Genomic DNA, 16,101 nt, shown 5'->3' on the forward strand with positions numbered 1-16,101 from the left:
TTATGGTGGACGATCTGAAAATATTTCATGGAAGCAGCGTGGTTGTACAGAACCCGAAGGTAATGATAAATGGGTATTACAAAGATTTCGGTTGTGGCTTTTATTTACGAATATGGAAAAGCAGGCATGGCTGGAGTTTGTAGTGAATTGCCGCAAAGGAATTGAACATCATTATGATATCGTTGAGGGACCAATGGCAGATGATACGATATGGGATTATATTGAAGATTATACAGCCGGAGCTATTTCTAAATCTGCATTTTGGGAACTGGTGAAATTCAAATATCCAACCCATCAGATTGTATTCTGCACAGATAAAGCACTATCAACCCTGAATTTTGTAAGGAGTTATGAGATATGACAAATATATTTTTCCTTGATGAGGAAATCAGAAGAGATGATTTATACTTCCTATGCTATATGATTGAACGAGTTGCAAGACGACTACATCAAAAGAATTCCTATGTGGTTAACGCCATTGGAAAAGACCAGTTTATCTGATTAATCAGCTTGGCTAACGTATTGCATTGTGAAAATCCGTTAAAAATCGAAGACCAATGGATTCAAAAGTACAACTTGCAGGAAGGTAACTTTGACATCAAAAACGTGAATAAAGATTTAGTTCAACAAATCCCCACAGAGACACAGATAGGCAAAGTATATATGCGTTTGATTATTGATACGCTGCCGCCAGATAAGAACTTTGTTGAAGGGCTGATCAGAGTATATAATCATTCTATTTGTGAAACGATAGATAATTACAATGCCAGTGCGTATTATGAGCCTTCTTATGTGATTGCTAGAGGATATAATGAAGGCGGATTTTAACAGAAATGAAACGTTTTCGACTAAAAAATATTTTACTTTATAGAAGTTAACGTCGAATTTGGGAGAAAAACGATGGACTGGGAATACTTATTCAAACCACACATCCTCGACCAGGGATACGAGTATCACTGCGATGATGCAGTGGAAAATTTGAACGAAGGAAACGGAAAGGTAACTGCGGAGGTTTTGGGCAGTGAAAGATACGACGTTGAAAAAATATTCTGGTGGTACTGCGGTCACAGCGGATTTGGTGCATGAATGGAAGACTTTATATCGAAACAGAAGAGCAATGATGGGAGAATTGGATAAGGTATAGGAGGTGCAAGATGAAAGTAAAACTGAATGATGTTGCGGAAGCGCTGGCGATTTCCAGTGATGAATCGGCATACTATTACAACAAAGAAACAGAGGCATTGGTTTTTGTCATGGACCCGATTTTCGGCTGCGATGATCAGGAACTACTCGATGATCTGGAGGAAAATGGAGAGAAATACATTCGGCTGCCCTCAAAATATGAAATCAATGAATATCAACTGATGAGAGCATTCATCAGAAGTCTTCCGCCTGGCAAGGTGCAGAAGCGGTTAGAACGTGCAATCAGGGGAAGTGGTGCTTTCCGGTATTTTAAAGATACTCTCTACGATCTAGGGATTGAAAAGCAATGGTACGAATGCAAAGACGAGGAGTTTCGCAAGATTGCAATCCGCTGGTGCGAGGAAAATGGAATTGAATACAAGTAAAAGCAAAGCCCCGCTTTGAGTGCCTTTTGTGCGCAGATAGCGGGGTTTTCTATCCCATCTCTGGACAAAGCAACCTATCCATACTAAAATAGACCTATCAAAGCAAGGGAGGGAGTCTATGACCAGCATTTATCGTGATATTTTCCGCGCCATCCATGAGGGCAGGTGGATTAACATTGAGTACCGCAACAAGACGGGACAACTCACAAAATACTGGATCGCTATCAAGGATCTGGATCCGCGGACGAAGACTTTGTCGGTAGAAGGCCTTCACATCGGTCAGTATACCATTGAGAAATTTCCTTATATCTACATAGACTCTATTATGTCATCCCAGGTGATAGACGGTTCCTATTACCCGGTCAATGAACGTCTCGTCAGGGACATTGCAGAGAATCCCCATAAATATCAAAATCTCTTTGACCATGCAGCAAACTTGAAAATCTTGAGCTATTTGGAAGAATGCAGCCGCATGGACAGGACGCCTTATGAGACGGATTTTGCGCTGATCAGATTTCTGGATCGAGACCGTATCGCTGGCGCAGACTACATACTCAGTGAAGAACAATTTCGTCAGATCGTCAGGAATTTTCAGCGAAAGGCAGAGGATGACAAGAAAACAACGCAGAGATTTCAGATCAAAAGGCTGGCAATGAACGTGCTCAGTGTGCATACGCCAAAAGGACTTTACGTGCTCGCCTATCGCAAGCTGGATTTGGATGTCAAAAACAAAAGGCTCCGCCCCGATGAGGATATTACCATTTGCACTGAATTTACGATTAATGGGGAAAAAGAAAGCATCCGCCAATTCCTGGATGCCGAAGACTTTTTACTTTTGGAAGATTTTGAGGCAAATCAGGAACGCATCAAAGACCGGATTACGGAGAATAATCGCCAGATTAACGGGGTAGATGACATGCCTTATGTGATTGGTTTGGGAATGGACCTCGTACTGGATTTGCACGAGGAATACGGTGCCATCATCGACATGTATCACGAGGAGAATATTTCGGTACCGCTGCAGGCTTTCTTTGGCGGACTGCTGAACAGACCCATCAGGAGAAAAGCTTACCCCATTACGTTGCTCAATCGAAGGGTCAATCTGGATCAGCTTCTTGCCATCAACAATGCTATGAAATATCCTCTCGCATACATCCAGGGTCCGCCTGGAACGGGCAAAACCAATACGATCATCAATACTATTGTGACGGCCTTCTTCAATGAACGAACCGTCTTGTTTGCGTCAAATAACAATCATCCCATCGATGGCGTTTATGAGAAGCTGTCCCATCTCAAGTACAACGGAAAGGAGATTCCTTTCCCCATGGTTCGCCTGGGAAACAACGACAAGGTGGAAGAGGCGGCAATGACCATCAAGCGGCTTTACCTTGAGACCAGAGACATCAAAATCTTCGATAGGACTTTGGACAGGAACAAGGGAGACCGTACCCAGAGAGCTAGGGAACTGGCAAAGCTGCTGAAGAGATACGAAGACGTATTGGAGCTGAAAGAGCGCAGCGAGACCATTGATCGGCTGCTGGATTTTGAAGGGAAACAGGAGTCGAATATGCACCTCATTCCCTTCCAGATGGATATCCGCAAGCGGCAGCACCGTTGGGTTCAAGAAGAAATCGAAAAGCGAGGCGAAATCAGTGATGCGGACGCTTTTTCGCTTTTGACCGATGATATAGAGGACTTTAAGAAATACCTCTATTATACATCAGCAAAATATATCAAAAGACTGGATGAGCCGAAGTATGCAGACTTGAAAGAAATCATTTTGGAATTCACCGGAAAAGAACAGAGGGAGGCGATGAATCACTACCTCAGCGAGGGGGAAAACTTAAAGAAGTTTCTGCGCATCTTTCCTATCGTAGCGACCACCTGTATTTCAGCCCACAAATTAGGAGAACCTGACTGCTATTATGATATGACCATCATGGATGAAGCCAGTCAGTGCAATGTAGCGGTGTCTTTGATCCCGATTCTGCGGGGCGAAAACCTGATGCTGGTAGGGGATCCGCAGCAGCTGAATCCTGTGATTTTGCTGGATGAATTGACTAACAAAAAGCTGCGAAGGAAATATCGGGTGTCAGAGGAATATGACTACCTGCAAAATTCTATTTACAAGACGTTTTTGACCTGTGATTCTGTCAGTGATGAAATTTTGCTCCACAATCATTATCGCTGCAATAAACAGATTATTGAGTTTAACAACAAAAAATACTATCATGACAAATTGGCGATTCTCTCAAAGAGTGAAGAAAAAGAACCTTTGGTATTTATCGATGTGGAGGATCAAATGTGCTGCAGTAAGAACACTGCGCCGGGTGAGGCAGAGGAAATCGTCAGTTATGCAGCGTCTCATCCAGAGAAATCCATCGGCGTCATCACCCCTTTTGTCAATTAAAGGAAAATGATTGAGCAAAGCCTGGAAGCGGCAGGAATTCAGAATGCTGTCTGTGGGACTGTCCACTCCTTCCAAGGTGACGAGAAGGATGTGGTGCTGTTTTCCACTGCCATTACGGGCGCCACTCATGAGACGACCTACCAGTGGCTGAAGAACAACAAAGAACTGCTCAACGTCGCAACCTCCAGGGCGAAGGATAAGCTGATCGTTCTGGGCAGCCTGCAGAATTTACATCGCCTGCATCAAAGGAATGAAGAGGATGATCTTTATGAGCTGGTGGAATATGTGAGGACCAATGGAAGGTCTGAGGTGACACCAAAATCTGCCGCTTCCAGGGCGCTGGGAGTAAAACCGTTCAGCACAGCCACAGAAGAGGCTTTTTTGCAAAATATGCATCATGCGCTGGAAAACATCTGGCTTTCTCACAATCGTTTTGTGGTGGAGAAAGAGGTGGGCATCGCCCATGTATTTCAGGACAATACCACCTGCAGCGACTTGTTCTATTCCGGCAGATTCGATTTTGTGGTCTATGAAAAAATCGATGAGAATCACAAACTGCCGGTTTTGGTGATTGAGCTGGACGGACGGGAGCATTTTGAGGATGAAGTGGTAAAACGCCGCGATGCGCAAAAGAAGGAAATCTGCCGGGCGCACCAAATGGAACTGATTCGGGTGGAAAATTCCTACGCGAGGAGGTATAATCATATTAAGGATATCTTGGAGAACTACTTCAAGGCACTCAGGTAACACAAAGAAAATACCAAACTGTTCCGTTTTCTGCTGGTGCGAAAGGCAAGTGAACATGAATTCCCTGGGTGTTTCGCACCAAAATCTTTGAGCGTAAAATGACATAGATGGGTAATAATGGGAGATAGTTTGCTGAAAAAAGGAAAAAAGTGCTAAAAAATATGAATATTTCTAGAAAATTGGAGATATTTTGCAGTCTTGCTCCGCATGGAGCAAGTGGATTGAAATTTTTCCTCTTTCGGCGGTTCTGGAGGTTCCTCCATCGTCTTGCTCCGCATGGAGCAAGTGGATTGAAATAAGCACTTTGCTAGGCAAGGACTTTAGAGCATTTAGTCTTGCTCCGCATGGAGCAAGTGGATTGAAATATGTCCTCTAGTTTAGTCTCAAAATCCGTAATTTTGTCTTGCTCCGCATGGAGCAAGTGGATTGAAATTACTGTCACCCACTCCAACGGTAGTCGGGTCAGTTGTCTTGCTCCGCATGGAGCAAGTGGATTGAAATAAGTCATCAAATTCCACCTGCACATTCTCTCTGGTCTTGCTCCGCATGGAGCAAGTGGATTGAAATTAGTTCGGTTTTTAGCCAAAACTTAATTCTTTCCGTCTTGCTCCGCATGGAGCAAGTGGATTGAAATCCATATCCGTGCTAGAACCGATAGCGAAAGTTTTAGTCTTGCTCCGCATGGAGCAAGTGGATTGAAATGGATATCGAAGTCGAGGAAAGCAAAGATTATAAGTGTCTTGCTCCGCATGGAGCAAGTGGATTGAAATACGCATGACTTTGTGGAGGAGTGTGCGGCCTTCCCGTCTTGCTCCGCATGGAGCAAGTGGATTGAAATAATGAAGTACATGCAGGTAATGAACAGGTGAGTCGTCTTGCTCCGCATGGAGCAAGTGGATTGAAATGGGATACAGTAGAGGATTAAGTACAAACAGAATAAGTCTTGCTCCGCATGGAGCAAGTGGATTGAAATTTCATCAAGATCAATTAAGAAATCCGAATTCAGCGTCTTGCTCCCTTGCGGAGCAAGTGAATTGAAATCCGGTTTCGGAGTTGGTCTTTACCACCTTGATCTTGTCTTGCTCCCTTGCGGAGCAAGTGGATTGAAATTGATACCTCGAGCGGATGTGTCTCGTCCGCAGTGGTCTTGCTCCCTTGCGGAGCAAGTGGATTAAAATTCCGTATGTGGCAATCTTACACCAACTTGCACAGTGTCTTGCTCCCTTGCGGAGCAAGTGGATTGAAATAGTGATTTCAACGTGTTCAGCAGACGTTAATTATGGTCTTGCTCCTTGCGGAGCAAGTAGGTTAAACTTTGTCGACTATCTGCACCAGTGGCAGGCGTTATCGATAATAATTATTTAAAAGCAGGAGAATAGAATTTTACATTTAGAAACTATAGCGTATTCAATATTAACAGGAACACATGAAGAAGATTTATTTATAAAAGAAACAGGAGATTAATTATGAACGAAATCAAAGAACAATTGAGAATTTTTAACGAGGAGCGGGATTGGGATCAGTTCCATTCACCTGAGAATTTGGCGAAATCAGTCGCCATAGAGGCAGGAGAACTCTTGGAATGTTTTCAGTGGAACAGCGACTATGACCAGAGAGCAGTCTGCGATGAAGTCGCAGATGTAATGATGTATTGTATCATGTTAGCGGATAAAATCAATATCGATCTAAAACAAGAAATTCTCAGAAAATTAGAAGCCAATAAGAAAAAATATCCTATCGAAAAATGTAAAGGGAGCAGTAAAAAATACGACAAATTAGGAGACGAATAATGGCTGTAATAGAAAGTATAAAATTCGATGACCGCACACCGGATAGATTGAATGAATTGAAATATGGAAAGAATTGGCCAGTCGTCTATATACTAAATAACGACAGAGAAGCCTATATCGGTGAAACTATCAATGCAGTCGTCAGATCATCTCAACATCTGAAAACAAAAGAACGAAAGAAGCTGAAACATCTTAATTTGATTAGTGATGATGATTTTAACAGATCAGTTATATTGGATTTGGAGGCGTTTTTAATCAATTATATGTCCGCCGATGGAAAATATAAATTACAGAACAGCAATATGGGCGTGCATTTACACGACTATTACGAGAGAGATAAATACGAAAAGACCTTTGACGGTATTTGGCGTCAGCTCAGAGAACGGCAGCTTATCGCCAATAGCATCCATTATATTGAAAATACAGATACTTTTAAGTATTCTCCATACAAAGCTTTAAATTTAGATCAATATCGGGTCGTGGACGCTATTATTCAAGATTTGGTCGATATCAAGAATACGAACAAACAGTTTACCTCCATAATTGATGGCGGAGCAGGTACGGGAAAAACCGTTTTGGCGATATATTTAATGAAACTGCTGTCAGAAGCAGGAGATGATATTGTCGTTATGGATACCGAAATTGATCCCGGCCTTCATTACATCGCACACAATCTCAGCAAATTAAAACCGATGAAAATTGGCTTGGTTGTGCCGATGCAATCGCTGCGATTCACGGTTAAAAAGGTATTTGGCAGCATAAAAGGTTTGAAGAGAAATATGGTTCTCAGTCCATATGATGTTGTAAAAACAGAGGAACCTTATGACCTGCTTATTGTAGATGAAGCCCATAGACTGCAACAGAGAAAGGCGCTATCCAATTATACGACCTTTGACAAAAATAACGAGAAGCTGGGCTTTGATCAAAGCGGTACCCAATTAGACTGGATATTGAAATGCAGCAAGAATCAGATTTTCTTTTACGACAGCATGCAGTCGGTCAAGCCTTCCGATGTAAAACGACAGCGCTTTTACCAGATGAAAGAACAGGAAAATACCAATGTGTATTGTCTTATGTCTCAGTTTAGATGCAGGGGCGGAAACAGCTACATTAAATACATCAAAGAATTATTGAGTGACCATCCGCCAAGAACAGCAAGATCTATTGAGAACTACGAGTTCAGATTGTTTGAAGATGTAGATTACATGGTAAAAGTGATCCGTTCAAAAGATAAAGAACATGGCCTTTGCCGGGTGGTAGCAGGTTATTCCTGGAAATGGCTGTCCAAAAAAACGAAAAACAGAAACGATATTTTTATAGATGGTTATGAGTATAGGTGGAATAGCGTAAATAAGGATTGGGTCAACTCAGAAAATGCGATTAATGAGATAGGATGCATTCACACAGTGCAAGGGTATGATCTCAATTATGCAGGCGTTATCTTTGGAAACGAGATAAAATATGACCCACAGACAAAAAGTATTTTTATCGATAAGAAAAATTACTTCGATCTCCAAGGGAAAACATCTTTGGAAGATGAGGGCGCATTAAAAAACTATATCATCAACATCTATTTAACTCTGCTCACACGGGGCATCAAAGGGACATATGTTTATGCGTGCGACAAAAATTTAAGGAACTATTTAAAGAAGTTTATCCCTCTTTATCAGAATTGTAATCTGTAAAGGATAATAGAGAAATGGAGTATTATGGAACTAGGTATTACGATTCCACTACAGAAACATCTAAAAATAAAGGAGCTGAGTTACGGCGGCATCACAGATCTTTTTTTCTGCTGGGAGCTTCACATTATTCGCTTTCAAAAGAAAAACCTGCTGATTGTGGTTAACGCCAGCAATCGATTTTGCTGTATTATGGCGGGTATGATGGCAAAAGACTGGAATGCCATTGCGCAGCGGGCAGAAGAGGCGATTCGCAAGGGTTTTGCCAGCGAAGGTTATACTGAAGAACAGATTGCACGGTATTTTGCCATAGCGGGAATTCCCATAATGACCAAAACCCACGGCAGAAGACCTGTTGCCGGCCTGAACCGTGCCATTGAAAGGCTTTTTTACATACCGATACCTGCCGAAGAACAGCTGTATCAAAGCCTTTGGAGTCTAGAAGTAAATCGTGATCTGTGTCATGCGGCAGGGTTTGACGGCTGGGACGAGCCGTGGAGGTTTTTGCAAAGGGATATGCAGAGAGTGGGAATCCAATGACCATCAAAAGAAAAATATTTATTACGAATACTATCATGATATTAGTTGCCCTTTTGGTGTTGCTGGGAGTAGGAAGTCTTTTGCTGACGATTTTCCAACATACCTTTCTGACTCATCAAAGCGAAAATTCCGAGCTTTCAACTTATACAACGCAGGTGCAGCAAATGTTGAAAGAAGAAGGGTACGGTACAGACTGGCAGCAGTGGGCCGATGCTTTGGGCGATTATGACTTTCATTTGGCAGTCTTTGATACAGATGGAGAAACCGTCTACTCCAATTTGAACGAGAATGAGACAGAAAGTGTAGCTTCTATCGGTGAACAAGGCGATAACAATACTGAATCGGGACACCATGACCATGGACATGCTTCAGAAATCACTGTGAGCACTTTCTTTATCAACAATGTGACTGTGCTTTCAGCAGGTTTTCCGGCTGACGACACCCTGTATCACTTCTATGCAGCCAGCGGCGGGAGCGGAGATACTTTTTTCAGTACAGATAAACATGTTTTTCAGTTATTTCTTCTGCTGTTCATCGCCATTGGAGCGGTTGTGATACTGGCAATTTTATTCTGCAGCCGCATGTTCACAAAAAAGCTGGTCATGCAGATTATGGAACCTGTGGATCAGCTGGCTGCGGCTGCTGAGCGCATTGAAGGCGGTGACCTGACCCAGCCAGTCGTATATCGACAAGATGATGAGTTTCGCAACGTCTGCGACAGTTTTAACCAGATGCAGGAGCACCTCAAAGAGGGCATGGAAAAAAATGCAGCATACGAAAAGGCGCGCACCGAAATGATCAGCGGCATTTCCCATGACCTGAGAACTCCACTCACTTCTGTAAAAGGTTATATCAAAGGCTTAAAGGATGGAGTTGCGGTTACAGAGGAAAAGCGCCAGCAGTATTTGGATATTGCCTATAGCTGTGCTTGTGATATGGAAGAACTGCTGTCAAAACTGTTCTATTATTCAAAGCTGGAGACAGGAAATATGCCGTTTTACAAGCAGAGCACAGATGTAAAGGAATACCTACAGCACTATGTTGAGGGCAGAAAAAAAGACCTGACTGTCCAACCTGCTTTTTTGGAGTTCCATAGCACTTGTCAAGAGGACTGCTTCCTGGATATCGATCAGGAGCAGATGAAACGAGTTTTCGATAACTTTGTGGAAAACAGTATCAAATACGCTGGGACAAGGCCGCTGATTATGAGAATCTTGTTGGAAAAAAGATCTGATGACAGTGTAGTCATTACTTTTTCTGATAATGGTAATGGGGTGGAAAGGGAGAAACTGCCATATTTATTCGACCAGTTTTATCGAGGAGATGAAGCCCGCAGCGATGGCGAGGGCAGCGGTCTTGGTCTCTACGTCTGTCAATATATCGTCAAAGAACACGGCGGCATCATCAGAGCAGAGAACCAGGGCGGACTGCATCTGATGATGTATTTTGGAAATAATGAGGGGGAAGTGTGATGGCACATATTTTGATCGCAGAGGATGATAAACGAATCGCCTTGCTGGAAAAAGACTATTTGGAAATCGACGGCTTCCATGTGACAATCGTTTCGGATGGCGATGATGTAATGAAACGGATTTTGTCAGAAAATTTTGATCTGCTGCTATTGGATATCATGCTGCCAGGAAAAGATGGCTACGATATCTGCCGAGAGGTCAGAGATAAAATTGACATTCCGATTCTCATGGTGACAGCGAAGCAGGAGTCCATTGACAAAATCAGGGGACTGGGTCTCGGTGCGGACGACTACATCGTTAAACCTTTTGACCCGGCGGAACTGGTGGCCAGAGTCAAGTCTCACTTGGCAAGATATGAACGGCTGATGGCAGGCAGAACTGTACATGGAGATATGGCAGAGGATTACTTGATTCAAGTCGGTGGACTGAAAATTCTCGCCAAGAGTTGGAAGGTTATTAAAAATGGAGAGGAGATTCATTTCCCTAATAGAGAATTTGAACTGCTCAAATACATGGCGATGAATCCTAACATCGTGTTTTCTAAAGAGCATCTCTTTGAGAAAATCTGGGGTTATGATTATGTGGGAGACAGCGCTACAGTGACGGTGCATATCAACCGCATACGAGAAAAAATCGAAGAAGATCCGAAAAATCCACAGATTATCGAGACTGTTTGGGGAGCCGGGTATCGGTTGAATCTTTAGTGAGAGGAAAAGTTTATAATTTGTTTAGAAATAACCTCGAAAGTGTTTATAGTAGGTGGTTATACTGTGAACAAACAACAAAGCATGACTGACCTGGAGGGAATGAAATTGAAAAAAGTAATGAAGAAGAAATGGATTGTACTGGCACTTGCGCTCACAATCGTTGTTGCAGGTGCGGTATCATTGACTGCTTTTGGTGCGGATGAGCAAGGGACGATTTCCGAAAGCCAGATGCAGAAAAAGCAGCCCATCTGCACGATCAATCAGGACTGCCTCAAAAGAGGGGTTCATCATACAGAGCAGAATCGCTCTGCTGCTCCGTCAACAACACCTGCGGCAGGCACATCTACGGCTTCAACTTATGGAAACTGTCAGTATCCTGACTGCGACGGAACTCATGCGAACCACCAAAATTACGGCTATCATAGTAATGGTCAAAATCACCATGGTTCCTCTCACGGAGGCGGGCACGGATGGCACGAGTAGGCGTTTATCCAGACTGCCGCCAGCGAATAAGAGATTCGCTGGCGGCAGTCTCATTTTTTTGATAAAGCGCGGTAATTTCAACTTATGCCGCCGGGCGCCCCGGTTACGCAGAATGAGTCGAAAACGCCAAATCGGTTACAGAAAGTTAAGGCTGAGCAGGCAGAATGCGTAACGGAGCCTCGCGCCAGGCAACCCAGGCAACCTAGTTACGTACTCTGTGTCCCAAACCTACGAACCGGGTATTTTGCAGAGTGTTTTTTTGTGATATACTGACTGTAGCATTTTAAAATAGCAGGAGGGGAAAATGGAAAAGATATTAGTAATAGAAGACGATCATAGCATTCACGAAGAACTATGTGCATTGCTTCGAGCTAACGGCTACATGCCAGTCAGTGAGCCTCCTTGTGATTTGGCTCTTTTGGATATCAATCTGCCGGGTGAAAGCGGATTTGAAGTATGTCGGAAACTGCGTCTGCATTCTGATATGCCAGTGATTTTCCTCACAGCCAGAGATTCAGCTGATGACGAACTGCTGGGTTTTGGTGTGGGCGCTGACGACTACATTCGCAAGCCTTACAATTCCTCTGTGCTTTTAGCGAGGATTGGCAGACTGCTGAAGCGTAAGAGCAGTTCTGTCCTCACTGTGCGCAATCTGACCCTGAATCTCGCTGACATGACCGTCCATTTTCGTGAGTGCTCCCAGGAACTGACCAAAAATGAGACGCGAATTCTAGCCTGTCTGATGCAGAAGGAACTCTGCACAAGAGATGAGATTATTGAAGACCTGTGGAGCAACAGCTTGTACATCGATGAGAACACCCTCTATGTCAATGTCAATCGCCTGCGAGATAAGCTGAAAAAGATGGGGGCAGAGGAATTTATTCGTACCGTTCGGGGCGTGGGGTATCGTTTATGAAATTCAGAGACTACTTATCCGCAAAAACGATTACACTGAGTTTTTTATGCATCGGCGCTTTGCTGGCAGGTGTTTTTTTAGCGTTCGCAGAAGTGAGTATCTCCCTGATTGCTGTCATGGAGTTATTTTTTCTGTTTTTGACCGGCAGCTGGCTGTTGGTCAGCTTTGTTATGGAGCGAAGAAATATCCGCGGCCTGCAAAAACTCGAGAAAGAATTAGACGACAAGTACCTGCTGGGAGAAATTTTGCCGCCGCCGACGGGATATCTTGAACAGCAGTATTACCGCATGTTTAAAACAATTTCACGATCCGCGGTAGGTCTTGTGGAAGAGACGAGACGGGAAAAAGAAGAATACTGTGACTATGTGGAAAGCTGGATTCACGAGATCAAAACCCCATTGACCGCCTGTTCCTTGATTCTGGACAACGATGGCGATGTCAGAAAGTTGAGAAGAGAATTAAAGCGAGCAGATAATCTGACAGAAAACATACTCTATTATGCTAGACTTCGCAGCGCCGAGAAGGATACCAAGATCAAAATCCTGCAAGCGGCAGCTGTTATCGAGGAAGCGGTGAAAAGTCAGATGGAGTTGTTGATTGCATCAAAGATTAGTGTGGAGACAGAGGGGAGTTTCACAGTCTGTACAGACGACAAATCCCTTTGTTTTATTTTAAAACAGCTGCTGATAAACAGCGCCAAATACTGTCCGGGCTGTCATGTAAATATCATCGCAGTAGACGGGAAGATTATTTTTGAGGACGATGGTATCGGGATTCCTTCCCACGAAATCAGACGTGTCACGGAGAGGGGATTTACGGGAAGCAACGGCAGGCATTTTGGCCGCAGCACTGGCATGGGATTGTACATTGCAAATGAACTATGTAAGAGATTGGACGTTGAACTGCAAGTGGAATCAGAAGAAGAAAAATATACGCGGATTACACTGCTTTTCAGAAATCTAACAAAATTGTAAGATTGGTACCCCGTCCGTGTTAGATAAGATATGGCTTTTTCATGCTAATATTAGAGTGAAAAGGAGGAGACGATCACATGAATGAGATTTTAGAGATTAAAAATGTAACGAAGTATTACGGCAAGGGGAGTGTAGTGACGAAGGCACTGGACGGTATCTCTTTTTCCGTAGAGAAAGGGGAATTTACGGCAATTATGGGAGCGTCCGGCTCTGGTAAGAGCACCTTGCTCAATGTGATTTCAACCATCGATCGAGTCAGCAGCGGTGAAATTTTCATCGAAGGTGTCCACCTGACGGAGATGGAAGAAAAGCAGCTTGCCAATTTTCGCAGAGATCAATTGGGGTTCATCTTTCAAGAATACAACCTGCTCGATACCCTGACCATTGGCGAGAATATATTGCTGCCGTTAAATCTGCAGAAGAAACCTCACGCGGATGCTGACAGAGAACTGATGAGAGTGTCCGAGGCCCTGGGTGTCTGCGATCAGTTGTCCAAGTTTCCTTATGAACTGTCTGGCGGACAGCGCCAGAGGGCGGCATGTGCCAGGGCGATGATTACGAAACCAGCGTTGGTTTTGGCAGATGAACCGACTGGTGCTTTGGATTCGAAGAATTCAAAACTGCTGATGGAAACTTTTCAGATGATGAATCAGTCACTCGGTTCTACAATTCTCATGGTAACCCATGATCCGGTCATCGGCTCTTACGCAAATCGAGTTTTGTTTTTAAAAGACGGTCAAATATGGAATGAGATGGACCGGGGGCAGCGGACAAGGCAGGAATTTTACCAGGCGATTGTAACTGTTACAGCGGCGCTGGGAGGTGAGCTTGATGTTCACTAAGCTTGCGGTGCGCAATGTTAAGCGACAGTTGGGGAATTATCTGATTTATTTCATGACCGTTTCCCTGACTGTTTCTTTTATATTCGCCATAAACAATGTGATTTATAGTCCGCAGCTTTTGCAGTGGGTGGAAGAAGCAAGTTCTATGAAAGTCGCCTTAATGGGACTTACCATATTTATCGCTTTGATCGTCGCTTTTGTGCTGGGGTATGCAACTGCTTTTATGCTGAAATTACGTAAGCGGGAGTTCGGTACTTACCTGACATTGGGCATGACAAGAAAAAATATTCTCTCCATCTTTGTCTCTGAAACGATGATCATGTGTTTTACGGCGCTGGGGCTGGGAATTCTGCTGGGATTGTTTATTTATCAGGGTCTGATTATGATTATGACCAATCTGATGGAAATAGAATTCACCTTCGCCGATTATTCTGCTAAGGGTCTGTTTCTCACCATCGTGTTGGTGGCGGCTATGTTTGCTCTATCGTCAATGGCTTCAGCTCGTTATCTGAGAAAAGTCAGCATCTATGAGTTAATCCATGGCGACCAAATGGTAGAAAAAAAGGTAAAACATCCAAACTTTTGGCTGTTCCTGACCCTGGTTTCTCTGAGCATCGTCATAGGAAGCTGCGTTATTTTTTGTAGGCAGGTAGACATCCTGCTTCTGGAAGGCTCTTCGAGTCTGGAATCTGTTTTCATCAGTCTATTTGTGCTGGCAGGCGGTCTGATTTTATTTCATGCGGCAGTTTCCAGAAGCATCGTGAACCTGCTTTTAAAAAGAAAGAAGTTCTGCAATAGCGGCAGTCATACCTTTGTATTGCGGCAGCTCAGCGCGTCCCTGCGTGCAAATTCCACGATGATCGGGATTATCGCTTTTTTGATGGCATTTGCAGTCATCGGCGCCAACGCATCCTTTGTTTTACGAGTGAACACGCGCGCAGTTCTGGACAGAGACATCCCTTTTGACGCCCTCTATATCGAAGAGCAATCTGATACCGACAGCAAATATAGTCCAATCACTGCGGACAAAGGTGAAACGATTATAAAAAAATACGCAAAGATTGAGGGGAAACTTCCATTTGCCTTTTATACAAATGGCAGAGATGACTTATACAGCTGTACGGAATGGTCTGGGGAAGACGATTTGTTCATAGCAGAAAGCGATTTTAACAAAATATGCAAGTTCTTAGGATTCGAGCCAGTTCAGCTGGAGCAGGAATACCTGGTGATAACAAATGACGCATATACACTGCAATTTGATTTTTCCCAGACGAAGATTGGGGCAGGTGGCAGAACTTATCGTTACGGCGGCATCAGCCAGGATTACCCTCATTTTGCCTATACCTATTTTTACGCAGTTATACCAGATAAGGCAGTAAGGCATATGGAAACGGCTACGAGCTGCATCGCCTACGATCTGGCAGACGGAAAGTATGATGGCAATCGTCTAAAAGAGGATTTGAGCTATACAGTGCCGGGTGACGATGAAAATGGCGGCCCCTATGAGATGTGCAACTATGTATTAAAGGAGTATAACCGAATCAGGAGTAATAGTATTCTTGCCGTCTTTGTCGTTGGTGCTCTGTATATTGCTGCTATATTCCTGTTTATGGCCATGGCGATTCTGGCCTTGAAAATTTTATCCACCCTTTCTGAAGACAAAAAAAGATACAGCATTTTGTACCGTCTGGGGGCAGATGAACAGGAGCAGAGCAAAGCACTGTTTCAGCAGACCTTCAGCTTCTTTTTCCTGCCTTTTGCGATACCCATGCTATTGAGCATTCCTACCGGATGGATTTGCGGAAGAATCATGAAGCTGACCGGTTTTGCGGCACAGCAGACAGAAGTGTATTTCATTGCGGCTGTCATCGCCCTTGTCATGATACTGATTTATGTATTGTATTTTACCGCGACATATCAAATTGCAAAGCGGGCGGTTATATTCAAAAACCAATCGGGGAGGTGATTGA

The 16,101-nt window shown here is 43.6% G+C and carries 18 protein-coding genes and 1 CRISPR repeat array; all 18 genes read left to right on the forward strand.

The window, feature by feature from the left end; translation table 11 throughout:
• Positions 1–2 precede the first annotated feature (2 nt).
• The 18 genes from ACMQ5W_RS00790 to ACMQ5W_RS00875 all read left to right on the forward strand — a co-directional run bounded on the left by ACMQ5W_RS00790 (position 3) and on the right by ACMQ5W_RS00875 (position 16,097).
• Positions 3–143: a DUF3990 domain-containing protein gene (locus ACMQ5W_RS00790; protein ID WP_419022586.1), complete on the forward strand. Its 141-nt coding sequence runs from the start codon at positions 3–5 to the stop codon at positions 141–143.
• Positions 113–361 (forward strand): DUF3990 domain-containing protein, encoded by a 249-nt coding sequence (locus ACMQ5W_RS00795; protein ID WP_419022588.1) that lies wholly within the window; start codon positions 113–115, stop codon positions 359–361. Before ACMQ5W_RS00790 ends, ACMQ5W_RS00795 begins: the two co-directional genes overlap by 31 nt.
• Positions 358–501 (forward strand): hypothetical protein, encoded by a 144-nt coding sequence (locus ACMQ5W_RS00800; RefSeq protein WP_419022590.1) that lies wholly within the window; start codon positions 358–360, stop codon positions 499–501. Before ACMQ5W_RS00795 ends, ACMQ5W_RS00800 begins: the two co-directional genes overlap by 4 nt.
• Before the next feature lie 9 nt (positions 502–510).
• Complete coding sequence (locus ACMQ5W_RS00805; RefSeq protein WP_419022592.1) at positions 511–828, forward strand: hypothetical protein; 318 nt, start codon at positions 511–513, stop codon at positions 826–828.
• 72 nt (positions 829–900) lie between these two features.
• Positions 901–1,086, forward strand: a complete 186-nt coding sequence (locus ACMQ5W_RS00810; protein ID WP_419022594.1) for a hypothetical protein — start codon at positions 901–903, stop codon at positions 1,084–1,086.
• A 68-nt stretch (positions 1,087–1,154) separates the two neighbouring features.
• Positions 1,155–1,568: a UPF0158 family protein gene (locus ACMQ5W_RS00815; protein ID WP_419022596.1), complete on the forward strand. Its 414-nt coding sequence runs from the start codon at positions 1,155–1,157 to the stop codon at positions 1,566–1,568.
• A 118-nt stretch (positions 1,569–1,686) separates the two neighbouring features.
• Positions 1,687–3,978, forward strand: a complete 2,292-nt coding sequence (locus ACMQ5W_RS00820; protein ID WP_419022598.1) for a DEAD/DEAH box helicase — start codon at positions 1,687–1,689, stop codon at positions 3,976–3,978.
• 6 nt (positions 3,979–3,984) lie between these two features.
• On the forward strand, positions 3,985–4,725 hold the full coding sequence (locus tag ACMQ5W_RS00825; RefSeq protein ID WP_419022600.1) for an AAA domain-containing protein: 741 nt from the start codon (positions 3,985–3,987) through the stop codon (positions 4,723–4,725).
• A gap of 195 nt (positions 4,726–4,920) precedes the next feature.
• Positions 4,921–5,698: a CRISPR direct-repeat array (repeat unit 33 nt; unit sequence GTCTTGCTCCGCATGGAGCAAGTGGATTGAAAT).
• A gap of 493 nt (positions 5,699–6,191) precedes the next feature.
• Positions 6,192–6,515 carry a nucleotide pyrophosphohydrolase gene (locus tag ACMQ5W_RS00830; protein WP_419022602.1) on the forward strand — a complete coding sequence of 108 codons (324 nt, stop codon included), beginning with the start codon at positions 6,192–6,194 and terminating at the stop codon, positions 6,513–6,515.
• The gene (locus ACMQ5W_RS00835; RefSeq protein WP_419022604.1) at positions 6,515–8,200 is read left to right on the forward strand and encodes a DNA/RNA helicase domain-containing protein; all 1,686 of its coding nucleotides are present in this window, start codon (positions 6,515–6,517) and stop codon (positions 8,198–8,200) included. The genes ACMQ5W_RS00830 and ACMQ5W_RS00835 overlap by 1 nt, the downstream gene beginning before the upstream one ends.
• A gap of 24 nt (positions 8,201–8,224) precedes the next feature.
• Positions 8,225–8,737 carry a DUF6933 domain-containing protein gene (locus ACMQ5W_RS00840; protein WP_419022606.1) on the forward strand — a complete coding sequence of 171 codons (513 nt, stop codon included), beginning with the start codon at positions 8,225–8,227 and terminating at the stop codon, positions 8,735–8,737.
• On the forward strand, positions 8,734–10,209 hold the full coding sequence (locus tag ACMQ5W_RS00845) for a sensor histidine kinase (RefSeq protein WP_419022608.1): 1,476 nt from the start codon (positions 8,734–8,736) through the stop codon (positions 10,207–10,209). Before ACMQ5W_RS00840 ends, ACMQ5W_RS00845 begins: the two co-directional genes overlap by 4 nt.
• Positions 10,209–10,913 (forward strand): winged helix-turn-helix domain-containing protein, encoded by a 705-nt coding sequence (locus ACMQ5W_RS00850; protein ID WP_419022610.1) that lies wholly within the window; start codon positions 10,209–10,211, stop codon positions 10,911–10,913. Before ACMQ5W_RS00845 ends, ACMQ5W_RS00850 begins: the two co-directional genes overlap by 1 nt.
• Positions 10,914–10,979: 66 nt before the next feature.
• Complete coding sequence (locus tag ACMQ5W_RS00855; RefSeq protein ID WP_419022612.1) at positions 10,980–11,399, forward strand: hypothetical protein; 420 nt, start codon at positions 10,980–10,982, stop codon at positions 11,397–11,399.
• Positions 11,400–11,703: 304 nt separating this feature from the next.
• Complete coding sequence (locus ACMQ5W_RS00860) at positions 11,704–12,315, forward strand: response regulator transcription factor (RefSeq protein WP_419022614.1); 612 nt, start codon at positions 11,704–11,706, stop codon at positions 12,313–12,315.
• Positions 12,312–13,289 (forward strand): sensor histidine kinase, encoded by a 978-nt coding sequence (locus tag ACMQ5W_RS00865; protein ID WP_419022616.1) that lies wholly within the window; start codon positions 12,312–12,314, stop codon positions 13,287–13,289. The genes ACMQ5W_RS00860 and ACMQ5W_RS00865 overlap by 4 nt, the downstream gene beginning before the upstream one ends.
• A 77-nt stretch (positions 13,290–13,366) precedes the next feature.
• Positions 13,367–14,131, forward strand: coding sequence for an ABC transporter ATP-binding protein (locus ACMQ5W_RS00870; protein WP_419022618.1), 765 nt, complete (start codon positions 13,367–13,369; stop codon positions 14,129–14,131).
• Positions 14,121–16,097, forward strand: a complete 1,977-nt coding sequence (locus ACMQ5W_RS00875) for an FtsX-like permease family protein (protein ID WP_419022620.1) — start codon at positions 14,121–14,123, stop codon at positions 16,095–16,097. Before ACMQ5W_RS00870 ends, ACMQ5W_RS00875 begins: the two co-directional genes overlap by 11 nt.
• Positions 16,098–16,101: the final 4 nt, after the last annotated feature.

This window comes from Emergencia sp., from assembly GCF_048465375.1.
Taxonomy (GTDB): domain Bacteria; phylum Bacillota; class Clostridia; order Peptostreptococcales; family Anaerovoracaceae; genus Senimuribacter.